The sequence below is a fragment of the Lelliottia sp. JS-SCA-14 genome, from assembly GCF_035593345.1.
Classification (GTDB): domain Bacteria; phylum Pseudomonadota; class Gammaproteobacteria; order Enterobacterales; family Enterobacteriaceae; genus Enterobacter; species Enterobacter wanjuensis.
This window is the reverse complement of sequence record NZ_CP141606.1, coordinates 2,599,138-2,619,548: the sequence shown is the minus strand read 5'-3', so window position 1 is coordinate 2,619,548 and position 20,411 is coordinate 2,599,138. Positions and strand designations below refer to the sequence as shown.

Annotated in this window: 20 protein-coding genes and 1 pseudogene; 18 read left to right on the top strand and 3 right to left on the bottom strand. The window is 55.7% G+C overall.

Annotation, left to right across the window (positions count from 1 at the left end):
- The first annotated feature begins 24 nt into the window (after positions 1-24).
- The 14 genes and pseudogenes from pspB to U9O48_RS12195 all read left to right on the top strand — a co-directional run bounded on the left by pspB (position 25) and on the right by U9O48_RS12195 (position 13,728).
- Positions 25-249, top strand: coding sequence for an envelope stress response membrane protein PspB (gene pspB, locus U9O48_RS12260; protein WP_095282195.1), 225 nt, complete (start codon positions 25-27; stop codon positions 247-249).
- Positions 249-608 carry an envelope stress response membrane protein PspC gene (gene pspC, locus U9O48_RS12255; RefSeq protein WP_282495299.1) on the top strand — a complete coding sequence of 120 codons (360 nt, stop codon included), beginning with the start codon at positions 249-251 and terminating at the stop codon, positions 606-608. Before pspB ends, pspC begins: the two co-directional genes overlap by 1 nt.
- A gap of 15 nt (positions 609-623) precedes the next feature.
- Positions 624-845, top strand: coding sequence for a phage shock protein PspD (gene pspD / locus U9O48_RS12250; RefSeq protein WP_100779994.1), 222 nt, complete (start codon positions 624-626; stop codon positions 843-845).
- 198 nt (positions 846-1,043) lie between these two features.
- The gene (locus tag U9O48_RS12245; protein ID WP_285148917.1) at positions 1,044-2,741 is read left to right on the top strand and encodes a sugar phosphorylase; all 1,698 of its coding nucleotides are present in this window, start codon (positions 1,044-1,046) and stop codon (positions 2,739-2,741) included.
- A 13-nt stretch (positions 2,742-2,754) separates the two neighbouring features.
- Positions 2,755-4,047 (top strand): ABC transporter substrate-binding protein, encoded by a 1,293-nt coding sequence (locus U9O48_RS12240; RefSeq protein ID WP_285146379.1) that lies wholly within the window; start codon positions 2,755-2,757, stop codon positions 4,045-4,047.
- 21 nt (positions 4,048-4,068) lie between these two features.
- The gene (locus U9O48_RS12235; RefSeq protein WP_285146380.1) at positions 4,069-4,950 is read left to right on the top strand and encodes a carbohydrate ABC transporter permease; all 882 of its coding nucleotides are present in this window, start codon (positions 4,069-4,071) and stop codon (positions 4,948-4,950) included.
- A complete protein-coding gene (locus U9O48_RS12230; RefSeq protein ID WP_285146381.1) occupies positions 4,937-5,779 on the top strand; it encodes a carbohydrate ABC transporter permease in 843 nt (280 codons plus the stop codon). Before U9O48_RS12235 ends, U9O48_RS12230 begins: the two co-directional genes overlap by 14 nt.
- 29 nt (positions 5,780-5,808) lie before the next feature.
- Positions 5,809-6,861, top strand: a complete 1,053-nt coding sequence (locus tag U9O48_RS12225; RefSeq protein WP_285146382.1) for a zinc-dependent alcohol dehydrogenase — start codon at positions 5,809-5,811, stop codon at positions 6,859-6,861.
- 17 nt (positions 6,862-6,878) lie between these two features.
- The gene (locus U9O48_RS12220) at positions 6,879-7,667 is read left to right on the top strand and encodes a sugar phosphate isomerase/epimerase family protein (RefSeq protein ID WP_285146383.1); all 789 of its coding nucleotides are present in this window, start codon (positions 6,879-6,881) and stop codon (positions 7,665-7,667) included.
- An 11-nt stretch (positions 7,668-7,678) separates the two neighbouring features.
- Complete coding sequence (locus U9O48_RS12215) at positions 7,679-8,737, top strand: Gfo/Idh/MocA family protein (RefSeq protein WP_285146384.1); 1,059 nt, start codon at positions 7,679-7,681, stop codon at positions 8,735-8,737.
- A complete protein-coding gene (locus tag U9O48_RS12210) occupies positions 8,731-10,986 on the top strand; it encodes a glycoside hydrolase family 65 protein (RefSeq protein ID WP_324722575.1) in 2,256 nt (751 codons plus the stop codon). Before U9O48_RS12215 ends, U9O48_RS12210 begins: the two co-directional genes overlap by 7 nt.
- Entirely contained in the window at positions 10,979-11,656 is a 678-nt protein-coding gene (gene pgmB, locus U9O48_RS12205; protein WP_390888431.1) for a beta-phosphoglucomutase, read from the top strand. The genes U9O48_RS12210 and pgmB overlap by 8 nt, the downstream gene beginning before the upstream one ends.
- 9 nt (positions 11,657-11,665) lie before the next feature.
- The gene (locus tag U9O48_RS12200) at positions 11,666-12,748 is read left to right on the top strand and encodes an ABC transporter ATP-binding protein (RefSeq protein WP_324722574.1); all 1,083 of its coding nucleotides are present in this window, start codon (positions 11,666-11,668) and stop codon (positions 12,746-12,748) included.
- A gap of 65 nt (positions 12,749-12,813) precedes the next feature.
- Positions 12,814-13,728: pseudogene (locus tag U9O48_RS12195) on the top strand (OmpG family monomeric porin).
- Positions 13,729-13,761: 33 nt separating this feature from the next.
- Here U9O48_RS12195 and U9O48_RS12190 read toward each other — a convergent pair.
- On the bottom strand, positions 13,762-14,772 hold the full coding sequence (locus tag U9O48_RS12190) for a LacI family DNA-binding transcriptional regulator (protein WP_282495287.1): 1,011 nt from the start codon (positions 14,770-14,772) through the stop codon (positions 13,762-13,764).
- 153 nt (positions 14,773-14,925) lie between these two features.
- Here U9O48_RS12190 and U9O48_RS12185 point away from each other — a divergent pair, with 153 nt between their 5' ends.
- From U9O48_RS12185 to U9O48_RS12170, 4 genes are all read left to right on the top strand, one after another.
- Positions 14,926-16,323 carry a YcjX family protein gene (locus U9O48_RS12185; RefSeq protein WP_285146389.1) on the top strand — a complete coding sequence of 466 codons (1,398 nt, stop codon included), beginning with the start codon at positions 14,926-14,928 and terminating at the stop codon, positions 16,321-16,323.
- Positions 16,320-17,369 carry a YcjF family protein gene (locus U9O48_RS12180; RefSeq protein ID WP_282495285.1) on the top strand — a complete coding sequence of 350 codons (1,050 nt, stop codon included), beginning with the start codon at positions 16,320-16,322 and terminating at the stop codon, positions 17,367-17,369. Before U9O48_RS12185 ends, U9O48_RS12180 begins: the two co-directional genes overlap by 4 nt.
- 107 nt (positions 17,370-17,476) lie before the next feature.
- Positions 17,477-19,018 (top strand): transcriptional regulator TyrR, encoded by a 1,542-nt coding sequence (gene tyrR, locus U9O48_RS12175; protein ID WP_282495284.1) that lies wholly within the window; start codon positions 17,477-17,479, stop codon positions 19,016-19,018.
- Positions 19,019-19,029: 11 nt separating this feature from the next.
- Complete coding sequence (locus tag U9O48_RS12170) at positions 19,030-19,266, top strand: DUF2543 family protein (RefSeq protein WP_285148912.1); 237 nt, start codon at positions 19,030-19,032, stop codon at positions 19,264-19,266.
- 104 nt (positions 19,267-19,370) lie between these two features.
- Here U9O48_RS12170 and U9O48_RS12165 read toward each other — a convergent pair whose 3' ends face one another.
- Both U9O48_RS12165 and tpx read right to left on the bottom strand, forming a co-directional pair.
- Positions 19,371-19,730, bottom strand: coding sequence for a glyoxalase superfamily protein (locus tag U9O48_RS12165; RefSeq protein WP_285148911.1), 360 nt, complete (start codon positions 19,728-19,730; stop codon positions 19,371-19,373).
- Positions 19,731-19,834: 104 nt separating this feature from the next.
- Positions 19,835-20,341, bottom strand: a complete 507-nt coding sequence (gene tpx / locus U9O48_RS12160; protein WP_095282188.1) for a thiol peroxidase — start codon at positions 20,339-20,341, stop codon at positions 19,835-19,837.
- Positions 20,342-20,411 lie beyond the last annotated feature (70 nt).

The following is a 20,411-nucleotide window of genomic DNA, read 5'->3' as shown; positions in this document are numbered from 1 at the left end:
CGCATCGTAAGACAAGGAGACCCTATGAGTGCGCTGTTTCTGGCTATTCCCCTGACCATTTTCGTGCTGTTTGTTCTGCCGATCTGGTTATGGCTGCACTACAGCAACCGTTCTTCCCGCGGTGAACTCTCGCAAAGCGAACAGCAACGTCTGTTGCAGCTCACCGATGACGCGAAAAAAATGCGCGAACGCATCCAGTCGCTGGAAGCGATTCTGGACGCGGAACATCCGAACTGGAGGGACAATTAATGGGCGGACTGAATCTGAATAAAAAGCTGTGGCGCATTCCCCAGCAGGGGATGGTGCGCGGTGTCTGTGCCGGTCTGGCGCACTATCTCGACGTGCCCGTCAAGCTGGTGCGGGTTGTCACCGTACTGTCCATTTTCTTCGGACTGGCGTTCATTACTCTTGTCGCCTACATCGTCTTATCCTTTGTGCTCGACCCGATGCCGGACAGCGCCTGGTCATCGGAAGACGCACCGACCAGCAGCGACTTGCTCGACGCGGTCGATGCCGAACTGGCTTCCGGCGAGAAGCGTTTGCGCGAAATGGAACGTTACGTCACCTCTGACACGTTCACGCTACGCAGCCGTTTTCGTCAGCTTTAACTGAGAGAATAAAATATGAATCGTAACTGGCAGCAGGCCGGTCAGAAAATGAAACCGGGCCTCAAAATCGCAGGCAAATTCGTTTTACTGACCGCGCTACGTTATGGCCCGGCAGGCGTCGCGGGTTGGGCGGTGAAATCTGTTGCCCGTAAACCGATCAGAATGTTGCTGGCCGTGGCACTGGAGCCACTGCTGAAGAAAGTCGCAGGCCGTTTTTCCCGCCGTTATTTTTCCTGATCGCCCTCATTCGTTGCCTTCTCTTGAGATGAGAGAGGGCAGCAACCCCTCTCTGAATATCCTTCTCACCGTTTCATCCTTTCTTTGCGGCAGCTCACATTAATGAGCAGAGTCGCTTTTTATTTGCGCTTTTCTCCCCTGAGGTTCGTTGACAGAAAATTTTAGGGGGAGTAGATTGCCTTTCGTGGGACCGCTACCATGGAAATCAATGTGAACGATAAAATAACGAATTTAATTAATCTTGTTTATGGGGAATCTTTTTCTGATAAGGATTTAACGGTTCTTTTAGAAAAGATTGAACACGCGAAAGGGGTTATTAGTCACCAGCGTAAAAAGAACTGGGATGAAAAGGATGTGGTATTAATTACCTACGCCGATCAGTTTCAGAAAAGTCACCAGAAAGCGTTGCCAGTTTTTACGCGGTTTTATAATCGCTGGCTGGCGCACTCATTTTCCCATGTTCATCTGTTACCTTTTTACCCCTGGTCTTCCGACGACGGTTTTTCTGTGATTGATTATCATCGCGTCGCGCCTGAAACAGGTGAGTGGGGCGATGTTGCAGAATTAAAACAGTCCACAAACCTGATGTTTGATTTTGTCTGCAACCATATGTCGGCAAAAAGTGAATGGTTCCAGCGCTATTTGAATCAGGAACCTGGCTTTGAAGATTTCTTTATTACCGTCGACCCTGAAACGGATCTCTCTGCCGTCACCCGTCCGCGGGCGCTGCCGCTGTTAACGCCGTTCACCCTGGCAGATGGCACCGTGCGCCACCTGTGGACCACCTTCAGCGATGACCAGATCGATCTGAACTTCGCCAGCCCGCAGGTGCTGATCGCCATGGTCGATGTGCTGCTGCACTATCTGGTGGAAGGGGCCGATTATATCCGCCTCGATGCGGTCGGGTTTATGTGGAAAGTTCCAGGAACCACCTGTATCCATCTGGAACAAACTCACCGTCTGATTCAGCTGTTCCGCGCGATCACCGAGGCTGTAGCCCCCGGCACGGTCATCATCACCGAAACTAACGTCCCGCACAAAGACAACATCTCCTACTTCGGCGATGGCACCAATGAAGCGCAGATGGTGTATCAGTTCTCACTCCCGCCGCTGGTGCTGCACAGCGTGCACAGCCAAAACGTTGAAGCCCTGTGCCAGTGGGCGCAACAGCTGGCGCTCCCTTCTGCGAAAACCACCTGGTTTAACTTCCTGGCGTCCCACGACGGCATTGGTCTCAATCCGGTGCGAGGCATTATTCCTGAGAGCGATATTCTGGCGCTGGTTGAAAAGCTGCAGCACGAAGGCGCGCTGGTGAACTGGAAAAATAACCCGGACGGTACGCGCAGCCCTTATGAAATCAATGTTACGTATCTGGATGCATTAAGCAGCCAAAGCAGTACCGATAGCGAACGCCTCGCGAGATTCTTGTTGGCCCACGCGGTGTTATTAAGTTTTCCGGGCGTGCCCGCAATTTATATTCAAAGCATTATTGGCTCGCGTAATGATTATGATAACGTCGAACGCCTGGGATATAACCGTGCGATTAACCGGCGAAAATATCAGGAAGGGGAAATGGATGCCCAGCTTGAAGATAATAAAACCCTGAGACATAACAGTTATCAGGCGCTGACAAAAATGATTGCTATTCGTCGTCAGCAAAAAGCGTTTCACCCTGACAGTCAGGCATTTTATGACGCAGTGAATCAGCATGTTCTTAGAATCATTCGCGTCGCCGGGAACGGTGAGCGAATAACGGCGCTATTTAATTTCCAGGAACATGCTCAAACTATTTTCCTGGAAATTCAGTCTGGGACGGAATTGCTCACGGGAACCCCTGTTAGCGGAAATTCTGTGACGCTCAATCCGTGGCAGGTGATGTGGATTAAAGAAATCTAAAAGGACGATAAAAATGAAGATACCCAAAATTGTGCTGATATCAGCACTGGTTTCGTGCGCCCTGTTGTCAGGCTGTCGGGATGACAATAATCAGGTCGTGACCATTGAGTTCATGCACTCGTCGGTGGAGCAGGAGCGCCAGGCGGTGATCACGCAGCTCATTGAACGCTTCGAGAAAGACAACCCGTCCATCAAGGTGAAACAGGTGCCGGTGGAAGAGGACGCCTACAACACCAAAGTGATCACCCTGGCCCGCACCGGTGCGCTGCCAGAGGTCATCGAAGTCAGTCACGATTACGCCAAAGTGATGGACAAAGAGCAGCTTCTCGATCGCGATGCTATCAGCGCCGCGATTGGCGCGGTCGGCGAAAACACCTTCTACGACGGCATCCTGCGCGTAGTGCGCACGGAAGATGGCAAGGCCTGGACGGGCGTTCCGGTCAGCGCGTGGCTCTCCGGCGTCTGGTATCACAAATCGGCGCTGGCGGCGGCAGGTATCCAGGAGCCGACGACCTGGGAACAACTGCTGAAAGCCAGCCAGAGCCTGAACCATCCGGAGAAAAAACAGTACGGCATCGCCTTGCCCACGGCAGAAAGCGTGATGACCGAACAGGCGTTTTCGCAGTTTGCCCTGTCAGGCGGCGCTAACGTCTTTAACGCGAAAGGGGAAGTCGACATCAACACCCCTGAGATGGCGAATGCGCTGGCGTTCTATCGCGATCTGGCAGCGACGACGATGCCTGGCTCAAACGACGTGATGGAAATCAAAGACGCCTTTATGAACGGCTCTGCGCCGATGGCGATCTACTCCACCTACATTCTTCCTGCGGTATTTAAAGACGGTAATCCGGCCGATCTCGGCTTTGTCGTGCCGACGGAAAAAACCGCGGCGGTTTACGGGATGATCACCTCGCTGACCATCACCAACGGTCAAACCGAACAGGAGACCAAAGCGGCAGAGACCTTTGTCACCTGGATGGAGAAGGCACAAAACGCGGCCGACTGGGTAATGATGTCGCCGGGGGCGGCGCTGCCGGTGAACAAACGGGTGGTGGGCACAGAGTCCTGGAAAAACAACAACGTCATTCAGGCCTTTGGTCAGCTGCCTTATGAGCTGATCGCCCAGTTCCCGAACGTGCAGGTCTTTGGTGCCGTGGGGGATAAAAACTTCACCCGCATGGGCGACGTGACGGGGTCGGGGGTGATCAGTTCGATGGTGCATAACGTGACGGTCGGCAAAAAAGATCTCAACACCACCTTAAGTGACAGCCAGAAACGTCTGGCCGATCTGATCTCGCAACGATAGGGGCGCTCTGCGAAAGGAATTATGAAGAGGTTGTTTTCTGGTCGTTCCGATCTGCCTTTCGCCATGCTGCTGTTGGCCCCCAGCCTGATTTTGCTGGGGGGCCTGGTGGCCTGGCCGATGATTTCGAATATCGAGATCAGCTTTTTACGCTTGCCGCTGAATCCGCGCATCAGCGCCACTTTTGTTGGTCTGGATAATTACATCCGCATTCTGGGCGATACCGCGTTCTGGCACTCCCTGTGGATGACCTTCTGGTACACGGCGCTGGTGGTGATTGGCAGCACGGGCCTGGGGCTGGCGGTGGCAGTCTTCTTTAACCGCGAGTTTCGCCTGCGCAAGACGGCACGATCGCTGGTGATCCTCTCGTACGTCACGCCGTCGATCTCGCTGGTCTTCGCCTGGAAGTACATGTTCAACAACGGCTACGGCATCGTGAACTATCTGGGCGTGGATTTGCTGCACCTCTACGACCAGGCTCCGCTGTGGTTTGACAACCCCGGCAGCAGCTTTGTGCTGGTGGTGTTGTTCGCCATCTGGCGCTACTTCCCGTATGCGTTTATCTCATTCCTGGCGATTTTGCAGACCATCGATAAATCCCTGTACGAGGCGGCAGAGATGGATGGCGCGAACGGCTGGCAGCGTTTTCGCATCGTCACGCTTCCCGCGATCATGCCGGTGCTGGCGACGGTGATCACCCTGCGCACCATCTGGATGTTCTACATGTTCGCGGACGTTTATCTCCTCACCACCAAGGTCGATATTCTCGGCGTCTACCTCTACAAAACGGCGTTTGCCTTTAACGATCTGGGGAAAGCGGCGGCCATTTCGGTGGTGCTGTTCGTGATTATTTTCGCCGTCATTCTGCTGACCAGAAAAAGGGTAAACCTCAATGGCAACAAATAAACGCACCCTCAGCCGTATCGGTTTTTATGTCGGACTGGCGCTGTTTCTGATCATCACGCTGTTTCCGTTTTTCGTGATGCTGATGACCTCGTTCAAAAGTGCGAAAGAGGCGATCTCACTGCACCCGACAATCCTGCCACAGGCGTGGACGTTGCAGCACTACGTCGACATCTTTAACCCGCTGATCTTCCCGTTTGTGAACTACTTCAGGAACAGCCTGGTGGTGTCGTTAAGTTCCTCGGTGATCGCCGTGTTCCTGGGCACGCTCGGTGCCTACGCGCTCTCAAAGCTGCGCTTTAAAGGGCGCGCCACCATCAATGCCAGCTTTTACAGCGTCTATATGTTCTCGGGCATTTTGCTGGTGGTACCGCTGTTCAAAATCATCACGGCGCTTGGCATTTACGACACCGAACTGGCGCTGATTATCACCATGGTGACCCAGACGCTGCCGACCGCGGTGTTCATGCTCCGCAGCTATTTCGACACCATCCCGGACGAAATCGAAGAAGCGGCGATGATGGATGGGCTCAACCGTCTGCAGATCATCTTCCGCATCACCGTGCCGCTGGCAATTTCCGGCCTGGTTTCGGTGTTCGTCTACTGCTTCATGGTGGCCTGGAACGACTATCTGTTTGCGTCGATTTTCCTCTCCAGTGCCAGCAACTTCACCTTACCTGTCGGGCTGAACACGCTGTTCAGTACGCCGGACTATATCTGGGGTCGCATGATGGCGGCATCGCTGGTGACGGCACTGCCGGTGGTGGTCATGTATGCGCTTTCTGAACGTTTCATTAAAAGTGGTTTGACCGCCGGTGGCGTAAAAGGCTAAGGCGGCCAGTTTTTAACAAGGAGTCAGGCATGAAAAAGTTAGTTGCGACAGCGCCGCGTGTGGCCGCGCTGGTCCAGTATGAAGACCGCCCGGTGGCGACCAACGAAGTCAAAATTCGCTCACGTTTTGGTGCGCCAAAACACGGAACCGAAGTGGTGGATTTCCGTGCGGCAAGCCCGTTTATCGACGAAGAGTTCAATAGCGAGTGGCAGATGTTCACCCCGCGTGAAGAGGGTACGGCTCGCGGGATTGAGTTCGGTAAATTCCAGCTCGGCAACATGATCGTCGGCGACATCGTGGAATGTGGCGCGGACGTCAGCGAGTATCAGATCGGGGATTCCGTCTGCTGCTACGGCCCGCTGCAGGAGACGGTGATCGTCAACGCCGTTAATAACTACAAGCTGCGCAAAATGCCGCAGGGCGCGTCATGGAAAAACGCCGTCTGCTATGACCCGGCGCAGTTTGCCATGAGCGGCGTGCGTGATGCCAACGTGCGCGTTGGTGATTTTGTCGTGGTCGTCGGGTTAGGCGCGATTGGCCAGATCGCGATTCAACTGGCGAAAAAGGCGGGCGCTTCCATTGTGATTGGCGTCGATCCTATCGAACACCGCTGCGACATTGCCCGTCGCCACGGCGCAGATTTCTGCCTCAACCCGATCGGGACTGACGTGGGGCTGGAGATTAAACAGCTCACCGGCAAACAGGGCGCGGACATCATCATCGAAACCAGCGGTTATGCCGACGCGCTGCAATCCGCCCTGCGCGGGCTGGCGTACGGCGGCACCATCTCCTACGTCGCATTCGCCAAACCTTTCGCCGAAGGGTTCAACCTCGGCCGCGAAGCGCATTTCAACAACGTGAAGATCGTCTTCTCGCGCGCCTGCAGCGAGCCAAACCCGGACTACCCGCGCTGGAGCCGCAAGCGCATCGAAGAGACCTGCTGGGAACTGCTGATGAATGGCTATCTCAACTGCGAGGATCTGATCGATCCGGTGGTGAGTTTCGAAACCAGTGCCGAAAGCTATATGACCTACGTCGATAAGCATCCGGAACTGAGCATCAAAATGGGCGTCACTTTTTAAGCTAAGGAGAGCAAACGATGAAAATTGCAACGCAGAACCAGGCCTTTTTCCCGGCCAATATTCTTGAAAAATTCCAGTACATCAAAGCGATGGGTTTTGACGGCTATGAAATCGACGGCAAGCTGCTGGTAGACAATCTGGCGGAAGTCAAAGCCGCCATCAAAGCCACCGGTCTGCCGGTGACCACCGCCTGCGGCGGCTACGACGGCTGGATCGGTGATTTTATTGAAGAGCGTCGTCTGAAGGGGTTACAGCAGATCGAACGCATTCTCGAAGCCTTAAGTGAAGTGGGCGGGAAGGGCATTATCGTCCCCGCGGCCTGGGGTATGTTCACCTTCCGTCTACCACCGATGACCTCTCCGCGCAGCCTGGCAGACGATCGCAAGGCGGTCAGTGCATCCCTGCGCCGGCTCGACGAGGTGGCGGCGCGCACCGGAACCACCGTCTACCTTGAACCGCTCAACCGCTATCAGGATCACATGATCAACACTCTGGCTGACGCGCGTCGCTACATCGAAGAGAACGATCTTAAGCACGTGCATATCATCGGCGATTTCTACCATATGAATATCGAAGAAGACTCACTGACTGGAGCGCTGCACGCCAACCGCGACAGGCTGGGCCACGTCCATATCGCCGACAACCATCGCTATCAGCCGGGCAGCGGGTCGCTGGATTTTGCCGCGCTCTTTGATCAGCTCCGCGCCGATGATTATCAGGGCTACGTGGTGTATGAGTGCCGCGTACGCGCCGAGGATCCGGCCAAAGCCTATCAGGCTTCACTCAACTATTTACGCGATTGCTAAGGATGACGAGCGTGATGAGTGCTTCAACACCTTTGCCTCTGCGCGTCGCCATTATTGGCGCCGGGCAGGTAGCAGACAAAGTGCATGCCTCGTACTACGCCACGCGAACCGATCTGCAGATGGTGGCTGTCATGGACAGCCGCCTGGATCAGGCGCAGGCGTTCGCTGAACGCCACGCCATCGCCGGGGCGTATCAGGATTTAAGGCTGATGTTGCAGGAGGCTAAACCCGACATCGTGAGCGTCTGCTCGCCAAACCGTTTTCACTTTGAACATGTGATGGCGGCGCTGGCGGCGGGCTGTCACGTGATGTGCGAGAAGCCGCCAGCGATGACGCCAGAACAGGCAGACCAGATGCGTCTGGCGGCACGAAAAGCCGGAAAAGTGCTGGCCTACGATTTTCACCATCGTTTTGCGCTGGACGCCCAACTGCTGCGCGAAGCGGTGCTGGACGGCACCTTTGGCGAGATCTACGTCACCCGCGCGCAGGCCTTGCGCCGCTGCGGCGTGCCGGGCTGGGGCGCCTTCACCAACAAGTCGCTGCAGGGCGGCGGACCGCTGATCGATATCGGTATTCACATGCTGGACGTGGCGATGTACGTGCTCGGCTTTCCGGCGGTCAAACGCGTCACGGCACACAGTTTTCAGAAGCTCGGCACCACGAAATATCGCGGCCAGTTTGGCGAGTGGGACCCGAAAAGCTACACCGTCGAAGATGCGCTTTTCGGCACTATCGAGTTTTGCAACGGCGGGATTTTGCGCCTTGATACCTCGTTTGCACTCAACATTCGCGAGCAGTCGATCATGAACGTCTCATTTTGCGGTGAAAAAGCGGGTGCGACGCTGTTCCCGGCGCATATCTATGACGACGTGGGCGGCGAACTGCAGACGATTTTAAGCCGCGACGAAGCGGACGATCAGCGCCATCTGCGCAGCATGGATGCCTTTGTGCGCCACGTAATGGGCGAGCCGGTGATGATTGCCGACGCCGAACAGGGGCTGGTTGTCCAGCAGCTGGTGGCCGCGCTGTATCAATCGGCGGAAACACGGGAGAGCGTGGAATTATGCTGACCCTTTCTCGTCTTTCCGACCCGGCGTTCAGCCCGCACAGTCTGAACAAATTTGCTTCCACTATGGCGTGTGGCAACGGCTATATAGGGATCCGCGCCTGCCACGAGGAAGACTACACGCAGCAAACGCGCGGGATGTATCTGGCTGGCGTTTATCATCGTGCCGGGCGCGATGAAACCAACGAACTCGTCAACCTTCCCGACGTGATCGGCATTTCGCTCCAGCTCGACGGGGAGCCTTTTACCCTGCTGGCGGGGGAGATCCTCTCCTGGCAGCGTGAGTTAGATTTTGCCTGCGGTGAGCTGGATCGCCGTCTGGTCTGGCGTTCAACCACCGGAAAACGCTTTCAGATCGACAGCCGCCGCTTTGTCTCGCTGGATCAACTCCCGTTAGCCGCGCTGCAATTTTCCGTCACGCCGCTGGATGACGCAGCACACATCAGCCTCTCAACGGGGATTGACGCGACGCAAACCAACAGCGGGCGCCAGCATCTGGACGAAGCCTCAGTTCAGGTGTTCGATCAGCATTATCTGCAAGGGGTGTACGACACTCAGGATCGCGCGACGGAGGTGGTGATTTCGGCGAGCTGTCGGCTGAATGTGGCAAGTGAAAACTGCTTCACCGCCAAAAACCGGCGTCTGAATTGCCACCATGCCCTTGTGGCGCATAAGGGCGAGACGGTGACGCTGGAGAAAATCGTCTGGGTCACGCATCGCAGCGATAAAACCCTCGCGTCTGCTGACTTTGCGCAGAATGCGATGTGCGAGTTAAGACGCTGCGCCGCCCAGGGCTACGATGCGCTGCGGGCGCAGACGGCGCTGGCCTGGCAAAATATCTGGCAAACCTGCCGCGTGGAGGTCTGCTCTGATGATCCTCAGGATCAGCGCGCGCTGGATTACGCCGTCTGGCAGCTGACGGCCATGACGCCCGCGCACGACGATCGCTGCAGCATCGCCGCGAAAGGGCTAACCGGGGAAGGCTATAAAGGCCATGTATTCTGGGACACGGAAATCTTCCTCCTGCCGTTCCACCTGTTTACTCATCCACAAACGGCCCGCAGTTTACTGCGCTACCGCTGGCTAAACCTGGCCGGGGCGCGTGAGAAAGCCCGGCGTAATGGCTGGTCCGGCGTACTATTCCCCTGGGAGAGTGCCGCGACAGGGCAGGAGGAAACCCCTGAGTTTGCGGCTATTAATATCCGCACCGGCGTGCGGCAGAAAGTGGCCTCGGCGCTGGCTGAGCATCATATCGTGGCCGATATCGCCTGGGCCGTGGTGGCCTACTGGCATGCGACGCACGACCGCGAATTCATGCGCCATGAAGGGCTGACGCTGCTGATGGAAACCGCATCGTTCTGGATTTCACGGGCGACTGACGTCAATGGCCGACTGGAAATCCATGACGTTATCGGCCCGGATGAATACACCGAGCACGTGAATAACAACGCCTTCACCAATTTTATGGCCTGGCAAAACGTGCATGACGCGCTGAAATTTATGCAGCAGTTTGAGCGCAGCGATAACGCCTTTGTGCAGGCGGCTCAGGATTTCCTGGCGCGGCTGTGGCTACCGTCCCCAGACGAACAGGGCGTGCTCCCGCAGGATGACACCTTTATGGCGAAGCCGGCCATCGATCTTAGCGGCTACAAAGCGAAAGCCGGTAAGCAAACCATTCTGCTCGACTACTCGCGCGCAGAGGTGAATGAGATGCAGATCCTCAAGCAGGCGGACGTGGTGATGCTTAACTATCTGCTGCCGGAGAAGTTTGACCGCGAGCAGTGTGCGGCGAACCTGGCGTTTTATGAACCGCGCACCATCCATGACTCCTCTCTGAGCCAGGCGATCCACGGCATCGTCGCTGCCCGTTGCGGTGACACTGCGCAAGCGTATCAGTTCTGGCGCGCAGGCGCGGCTATCGATCTGGGTGAGGATCCGCACAGCTGTGACGACGGGATCCACGCCGCCGCGACAGGGGCAATCTGGTCGGGGGTTGTTCAGGGTTTTGCCGGGATGCAGGTTATCGACGGCGAGTTGCATCTGGCACCGAAGCTGCCTGAGCACTGGCAGCACCTGAAGTTCTCTCTTAAATGGCGTCAGGCACGGCTTGATATTTACGTTGAAGGCGCGACTGTGACGATCGATTCTACCGCGCCAGTGACGCTGACGCTGTGGGGCGAAAATCTACACCTGACGGGTTCAGATTTACCTTTTGTTGGGACCGCTACCACGGAGGGCAGCAGTGATGCTTAAAGCCATCATTTTCGATCTGGATGGGGTGATCACCGATACCGCGCATCTGCATTTTCTCGCGTGGCAGCGCGTTGCTGTGCAGATCGGTATTCACATCGATGAGGAGTTCAACGCCGGGCTGAAGGGAATTAGCCGGATGGACTCGCTGGCGCGCATCTTGCGCCACGGCGGTAAGGAAAAGGCATACAGCCAGGCGGAATGCGTACAACTGGCGCAGACCAAAAATACGCTTTACGTCGAGTCGCTTAAGGGACTCACCCGCGATTCACTCCTGCCGGGGATTGCTCAGGTACTGGCAGACATTCGTGAAGCGAACGTGCGCATCGGGCTGGCGTCGGTCTCCCTCAACGCGCCTGCAATCCTTAAAGCGCTGGAGATCGACCGCGCTTTTGATTTCTGCGCCGACGCCTCGCGCATTCAGCACTCAAAACCGCATCCGGAAATCTTTCTCGCGGCCTGCGCAGGCTTAGACGTCACCCCAGAGCAGGCGATAGGTATTGAAGATGCGCAGGCAGGGGTTGCGGCGATCAACGCGGCGAGGATGTTATCGGTCGGAATTGGTGACGATTTATTCGACGCCGGTTTACGGCTTTCGTCCACGGATGAACTGACCTGGCACTGTTTAACCGACTTCTGGCACGCCGCGCGCGGCCCGAACCGGCATCAATAAGGGGGCAAAATGGCTCAACTATCTCTGACACATATTCAAAAAATTTACGACAACCAGGTCCACGTGGTGAAGGATTTTAGCCTCGAAATTGAGGATAAAGAGTTTATCGTTTTTGTGGGCCCGTCAGGCTGCGGCAAATCCACGACCCTGCGCATGATTGCCGGGCTGGAGGAGATCAGCGCCGGGGATCTGGTGATCGACGGCGTGCGGATGAACGATGTTCCGGCCAAATCGCGCGATATCGCGATGGTGTTCCAGAACTACGCGCTCTATCCGCATATGACCGTTTACGACAACATGGCCTTTGGCCTGAAAATGCAAAAAATTTCCCCGGCGGTGATTGAGGAGAGGGTCAACTGGGCGGCGCAAATCCTGGGACTGCGGGATTACTTAAAGCGTAAACCGGGCGCGCTGTCCGGCGGGCAACGCCAGCGCGTGGCGCTTGGGCGAGCGATCGTGCGTGAGGCGGGTGTGTTCCTGATGGATGAGCCCCTTTCTAACCTTGATGCCAAACTGCGTGTGCAGATGCGCGCGGAAATCAGCAAGCTGCATCAGAAGCTGAACACCACCATGATCTACGTGACGCACGATCAAACGGAAGCCATGACCATGGCGACGCGGATTGTGATCCTCAAAGACGGATTTATTCAGCAGGTGGGAGCACCGAAGCAGGTCTATAACGAACCGGCCAATATGTTTGTCGCCGGGTTTATTGGCTCTCCGGCCATGAACTTTATTCGCGGTGCCATTGATGGCCGTTATTTCGTCACCGAAACCCTGCGCCTGGAAATCCCGGAAGAAAAACTCGCGACCCTGAATGTTTTGGGCTATCAGCGTAAGGCAGTGGTCTTTGGCATCAGGCCGGAAGATATCCTCACCTCTCCAGGAATACCGTCTGAAATCAACGCTAAAGTCAGCGTCGCAGAGCTCACCGGGGCGGAATTTATGCTGTACGCCGCCGTCGGTGGGCATGAATTGGTGCTTCGCGCAGGGGCGGTAAATGACTACCGCGCCGGGGATAATCTGGCGATTCAGTTTGAAATGGATAAATCTCACTTCTTCGACGCTGATAGCGAAATAGCGATTAGATAAAAAGTTCGTTGCCGGGAATTTCTCTTCCCGGCTTTTTAGCTGTTATTTTATAAAGGAATATAGAAATGAGTACTCTACAAAGATGTGCTGCGCTTTTATTATGCGCAGGGGCAACATGCGTCCATGCTGCAGAAAATACTGATAAGTGGGCTTTTAATATCGGTGCCATGTATGAAATTGAAAACGTCGAGGGGCAGGGCGAAGATAAAGACGGTTTATATGAACCCTCCGTCTGGTTTAATGCCACTTACGACGCCTGAACAATTTCCATGGCGATGTATCAGGAAGGTCCGGTGGATTACAGCAGCATGACCCGTGGCACCTATTTCGACCGTCCGGAGCTTGAACTGCGCTATCGTTTTATCGGCACCGATGATTTTACTTTCGGCCTGACCGGCGGTTTTCGTAATTACAGTTATCATTTTAAAGATGAGCACGGTGCGAAAGACGGAACCGCAAATATGCAGCGCTATAAAATTCAGCCCGACTGGGATCTGAAACTGAGCGATGACTGGCGCTTTAGCGGCTGGTTTGCGATGTATCAGTTTGCCAACGATTTGGAAAAAACCGGTTATTCCGACAGCCGCGTGGAAACCGAAACCGGATTTACCTGGACCATTAACGAAACCTTTTCGGCGAAAGCGAATTACTATTTAGAGCGCGGCTTTAATATGGACGGTAGCCGAAATAACGGTGAGTTCTCCACGCAGGAAATTCGCGCCTATTTACCGATCTCTCTGGGTAATACCACCTTAACGCCGTATACCCGCATTGGTCTGGATCGGTGGTCGAACTGGGACTGGCAGGACGATCCTGAGCGCGAAGGGCACGATTTCAACCGACTGGGTATGCTCTACGCCTATGATTTTACCAATGGGCTTTCCATGACCCTGGAATATGCCTACGAGTGGCAAAATCATGATGAAGGTAAAAACGACCGCTTCCACTACGCGGGCGTGGGCGTGAACTACGCGTTTTAAGGCTGGATGCCAGGGGCTGAAACGCCCCTGGTTTCAGCGCAGAGAGCGTGTTTTGGTCAGATGAGTATCGACAATCACCTGACGCGGCGCTGCTTTCCCGGCGATGCGGTTAAACAGCACCTCGCAGCTCTGCTCGCCGAGCTGTCGGGTCGGGATCTCAAAACCACCCGGCTCCGGCGTTAAAATCAGCGACAGCAAAGGGTCGGTGTATCCGGCGACCGCCAGCTGTTCCGGGATCATCAGGTTGAGCTCGTCCGCAGCGCGATACAGGGCGAGCAATTTCATGCTGTCGGTCGCAAACACGGCGCGCGGCGGCTGCCCGGAAGAGAGTAATTGGCAGGCGGCCTCAAGGGCGCTCTCGTGGGTATAACCGCCGTCGACCACCCAGTCTTCGTTGAATGCAATCTGGTGTTTTTCGAGGCTCGATTTATAGCCCGCCAGGCGATCGATGGAAACGTGATAATCGAGCGGGGCGTGCAGGCAGGCAATTTTACGATGACCATTCTGAATAAAGGTCTCGGTTAATATCTGGCTGCCGTGGAAATTATCCGTATCGACAGAGTAGATATTCTGGAAATCCCCTTCGACTTTACCAATTACCACCACCGGAATACCGTAGCTGTCGAGACGGGGGAAAAAGGATTCATCAGCCGGTGAACTGAGCATGATAATTCCCTTGACCATTTTTTGCTTAATTTTACTTTCGCATTTCTGCAAATCATCTTCGCTGCTTTTCGAGGTCTGCAAAATAACGTCAAAACCTTCCTCTTCGGCTTTTTCGGTAATGGTGTGCAGAACGTCGGAGAAGAAAGGATTACCGGCTGTGGTTTTTGCTGAACGCGTGGAAATAACCATGATCGCGTCAAAGCCCGAAGAGGTCAGGGCTCGGGCAAGTTTGTTGGGTTGATAATTTAATTCATCAATCGCTTTTTGCACTTTCTCAAGCGCTTCCGGGGAGATATTTGTTTGCTTGTTAAGAACCCTGGACACGGTTGATTTTGATACGCCTGCAACGCGTGCAATATCATAAATGGTGGGTGACATACACCTTACAACTCCATGATAGCGGTAGTGGGTTTATATTACGGGAGAAAAAACGGGAATGACAGTGACAATGAATTGAAAATCAACGATCTGCCCCAATTTATTGTATTCTGAAGCTGATATCAGCGGTCTTCGGGGCAAAACAGGATGGCGATGAAGCGACTCAAAAACGAATTCAACTCACTGGTTAACCGTGGCGTAGACCGCCATTTACGGCTGGCGGTCACGGGATTAAGCCGCAGCGGCAAAACTGCGTTTATCACCGCGATGGTTAACCAGCTGCTCAATTTACACGCCGGGGCGCGTCTGCCGCTGCTGAGCGCCGCGCGCGAAGAGCGCCTGCTCGGCGTCAAACGCGTACCCCAGCGCGACTTTGGTATCCCGCGTTTTACCTATGACGAAGGGCTGGCGCAGCTGTACGGCACGCCGCCCGCCTGGCCGACGCCGACGCGCGGCGTGAGCGAGATCCGCCTCGCCCTGCGTTTTCGCTCGAACGAATCTGTGCTGCGCCATTTCAAAGAGACCTCCACGCTGTATCTGGAAATCGTCGATTATCCCGGCGAATGGCTGCTCGATTTACCGATGCTGGCCCAGGATTATCTGAGCTGGTCGCGGCAAATGACCGGTCTGTTGCAGGGCCAGCGCGCGGAGTGGTCGGCAAAATGGCGTGAACTCTGCGCGGGGCTGGACCCGCTGGCACCGGCGGACGAAAACCGTCTGGCGGCGATTGCCCAGGCCTGGACTGATTATCTTCATCAATGCAAACAGCAGGGGCTGCACTTTATACAGCCTGGCCGGTTTGTGCTGCCGGGCGAAATGGCAGGCGCGCCTGCGCTGCAGTTCTTCCCGTGGCCGGATGTCGATGGCTGGGGCGAATCCAAACTGGCGATGGCGGACAAACACAGTAACGTCGGGATGCTGCGCGATCGCTTCAACTACTACTGCGAGAAAGTGGTGAAGGGGTTCTACAAAAATCACTTCCTGCGCTTCGACCGTCAGATCGTGCTGGTGGACTGCCTGCAGCCGCTCAACAGCGGGCCGCAGGCCTTCAACGATATGCGCCTGGCGCTCACCCAACTGATGCAAAGTTTCCACTACGGGCAGCGAACCCTGTTCCGCCGCCTGTTTTCGCCGGTGATCGACAAGCTGCTGTTTGCGGCGACCAAAGCGGATCATGTGACGGTGGATCAGCATGCGAACATGGTCTCGCTGCTGCAACAGCTGGTGCAAGATGCCTGGCAAAATGCAGCGTTCGAAGGGATCAGCATGGATTGCCTGGGGCTGGCGGCGGTTCAGGCCACGCAAAGCGGGCTGATCGACGTCAATGGCGAGAAAATCCCGGCCCTGCGCGGCAACCGCCTCAGCGACGGCGAGCCGCTGACCGTCTATCCCGGCGAAGTGCCTGCTCGCCTGCCGGGGCAGGCGTTCTGGCAAAATCAGGGTTTTCAGTTTGAGGCGTTTCGCCCTCAGGCGATGAACGTCGACCAGCCGTTGCCGCACATTCGCCTGGACGCGGCGCTGGAGTTTTTAATAGGAGATAAGCTGCGATGACCGAACCTTTAAAGCCACGCATCGATTTTACCGGCACGCTTGAGCAGGAGCGGGCCGAAGCTTTCAAAGCGGCTCAGGCCTTCAGCGGACCGGAGGCCGAGAAATTTGCGCCTGTCGTCGCCGATGAACGGCTTGCGGACGAAGGGCAGGCAGAAGCGGTGGTCGAGGCGGCGCTGCGGCCAAAACGCAGCCTGTGGCGCAAAATGGTGATGGCCGGCCTGACGCTGTTTGGCGTGAGCGTGGTCGGACAGGGCGTCCAGTGGACGATGAATGCCTGGCAAACTCAGGACTGGGTCGCCCTCGGCGGCTGCGCGGCAGGGGCGCTGATCGTCGGGGCGGGCGTAGGCTCTATTGCCACTGAGTGGCGTCGCCTGTGGCGACTGCGCCAGCGCGCCCACGAGCGCGACGAAGCCCGCGATCTGTTGCACAGCCATGCCACCGGAAAAGGGCGCGCCTTCTGTGAAAAACTGGCCAGTCAGGCCGGTATCGACCAGTCGCATCCGGCGCTACAGCGCTGGTATGCGGCGATCCACGAGACGCAAAACGACCGCGAGATCGTCACGCTGTACGCCAATATCGTGCAGCCGGTGCTTGATTCCCAGGCGCGGCGGGAGATTAGCCGCTCGGCGGCGGAATCGACGCTGATGATCGCCGTCAGCCCGCTGGCGCTGGTGGATATGGCTTTTATCGCGTGGCGTAACCTGCGGCTCATCAACCGAATCGCCACGCTGTATGGTATCGAGCTGGGCTATTACAGCCGACTGCGCCTGTTCCGCCTGGTGCTGCTGAACATGGCGTTCGCCGGGGCCAGCGAACTGGTGCGTGAAGTGGGGATGGACTGGATGTCTCAGGATCTTGCCGCCCGATTGTCTACCCGCGCGGCGCAGGGGATCGGGGCCGGGCTGTTGACCGCGCGTCTGGGGATCAAAGCCATGGAGTTGTGCCGCCCCCTGCCGTGGATTAACGACGACAAACCGCGCCTCGGGGACTTCCGCCGTGAGCTTATCGGGCAACTGAAAGAGACATTGAGCAAAAAACCGCAGTAAACGCTGAAGAAATCACCTCGCTGTCAATATTTGTTGACAGCGAGCTTCCAGCCAGACGATATCTGACATATCATTTTAAGGTTACTGGCTTAAAGAGTGAATTATCCATGCGTCTGGAAGTGTTCTGTCAGGACCGTATCGGCCTGACCCGCGAATTACTCGATCTTCTTGTTTTGCGTGACATTGATTTACGCGGCATCGACATCGACCCTATCGGGCGAATCTACCTCAATTTTGCCGAAATCGAATTCAATACATTCAGCAGCCTGATGGCTGAAATTCGCCGTATCGCTGGCGTTACGGATGTTCGCACCGTGCCGTGGATGCCGTCCGAGCGCGAGCATCTGGCGCTAAGCGCGCTGCTTGAAGCCATGCCTGAACCCTTCTTATCTCTTGATCTGAAAGGCAAAGTCGAGCGCACCAACCAGGCGAGCTGCCAGCTCTTTGGCCAGAGTCAGGAAAAACTGAGCAGCCATCATGCGGCACAGCTGATCGCCGGTTTCAATTTCCAGCGCTGGCTCGACAGTAATCCGCAGGGCACCCAGAGCGAACATGTGGTGATCGGCGGCCAGAACTTCCTGATGGAGATCACCCCGGTGCATCTGCGCGGCGAGAACGATGTCAGCGTGCTGACCGGCGCGGTGATCATGCTGCGCTCCACCATTCGCATGGGCCGTCAGCTGCAGAACCTGTCTAACCAGGATGTCGGCGCGTTCAGCCAGATTATCGCCGTCAGCCCGAAAATGAAGCATGTGGTGGATCAGGCGCGGAAGCTCGCCAATCTTACCGCACCGCTGCTGATCACCGGCGAAACGGGAACCGGCAAGGATTTACTGGCCCATGCGGTTCACACCGCCAGCCCGCGCGCGGCGAAACCTTACCTGGCCCTGAACTGTGCGTCGATTCCGGAAGATGCTGTGGAGAGCGAGCTGTTCGGCCACGCGCCGGAGGGCAAAAAAGGCTTCTTCGAGCAGGCCAACGGCGGCTCGGTATTACTGGATGAGATCGGCGAGATGTCGCCGCGGATGCAGGCCAAACTGCTGCGTTTCCTCAATGACGGCACTTTCCGCCGCGTCGGGGAGGATCATGAAGTGCACGTGGATGTGCGCGTCATATGCGCGACGCAGAAAAACCTCGTCGAACTGGTGCAGAAGGGGGTGTTCCGCGAGGATCTTTACTACCGACTGAACGTCCTGACCCTCAACATTCCGCCGCTGCGCGACTGTCCGCAGGACATCATGCCGCTGACCGAACTGTTCGTGGCGCGCTTCGCCGACGAGCAGGGCGTGCCGCGTCCGAAATTGTCCGCAGATTTAGGCTCAATGCTGACCCGCTACGGCTGGCCGGGCAATATTCGCCAGCTGAAGAACGCCGTCTACCGCGCGCTCACCCAGCTGGAAGGTTACGAGCTACGCTCACAGGACATTCTGCTGCCGGATTACGATGCGGGAACCGTGTCTGTCGGCGAAGAGGCGATGGAAGGATCGCTGGACGATATCACAAGCCGTTTCGAGCGTTCAGTCCTGACCCAGCTTTATCGTAACTACCCGAGCACCCGAAAACTGGCGAAACGCCTCGGCGTGTCCCACACGGCCATCGCCAATAAATTGCGCGAGTACGGTCTGAACCAGAAAAAAACTGACGAATAAAAGAGAAACGTATGAGCAACGAAATCCCTTTAAAGTTTTATGACATCGCCGATGAATATTCGAAAGAATCCGCAAAGCCGGTGAGCGAAGCAGAGCGCGACGCGGTGGCTTATTATTTCCAGTCGCTCATCACCCGTTTGATGAATAACGAAGAGATCAGCGAAGAAGCGCAGAGTGAGATGGCGAAAGAAGCCGGTATCGATGAAACGCGAATTGATGAGATCGCGGAGTTTTTGAATACGTGGTGATGGGGTGATTCTGATCCAACCCTAATGAGTGCGATGTCCGCTGACTGTTTATACGCGACCCGAAATGCATTGGGTCCGCGCTATATCAGCAGCGGGCATCTTATTTACGCCTCGCAAAACCGAATCCTGTTCCCAAACGGATCGCACACTTCCAGTATTTTCCCCCAGTCCTGCTGAACGATCTCAGGCCGCCCGTAGCCGTAATGCTTCTGCTTCAGTTCATCCCTTAATAATTCAATATTGCTCATTGGAACGAAGAGGGTCGCGCCTGGACAAGCGTCGCCATGGTGTTCAGAAAGATGTATTTGCAGACCGTTGCGGCTGATGCCCATATACAGGGGCAGGTCAGCTTCAAAGCGGTGTTCAAATTCGACGCTGAACCCGAGAAAATCCAGATAAAATTCTCGCGCTTTTCGTTCGTCAAACATGCGAAAAATGGGAATGCTTTTTTCAAAAGAGATCATTTTTGTTCCTGTTTGCTCTGAGGCTGGTAAAAAGAAAGCTCCGCATTGCGGAGCTTTCATCGCCGGGTGGCGCTGCGCTTACCCGGCCTACAAAACCAATGCAATTACGCTTTCAGCACGTCCAGCGCGGCGGTGTAATCTGGCTCGTTGGTGATTTCATTCACCAGCTCGCTGAAGATCACAGCGTCGTTTTCATCGATCACCAGAACCGCACGCGCGGCCAGGCCTTTCAGTGGGCCTTCGGCGATACCGACACCGTAGTTTTCCAGGAAATCTGGGCTACGCAGGGTAGAAAGCGTGATAACGTTGCTCAGGCCTTCTGCACCGCAGAAGCGGGACTGGGCGAACGGCAGGTCAGCAGAAATGCACAGCACCACGGTGTTGTCCACTTCGGTCGCCAGCTGGTTGAATTTACGCACGGACGCGGCGCAAACGCCGGTGTCGATGCTCGGGAAAATGTTCAGGACTTTGCGTTTACCGGCGAACTGAGCCAGCGTTACGTCAGACAGATCTTTTGCCACGAGGGTAAAAGCCTGCGCCTTGCTGCCTGCCTGCGGAATGGAACCTGCAACAGAAACCGGGTTGCCCTGGAAATGAACGAGTTGTGACATAGATATCTTCCTGTTTACATATAGTTAACGTCGTGGTTAGTGTATGACAACAGCGGATAACACGGCAAAC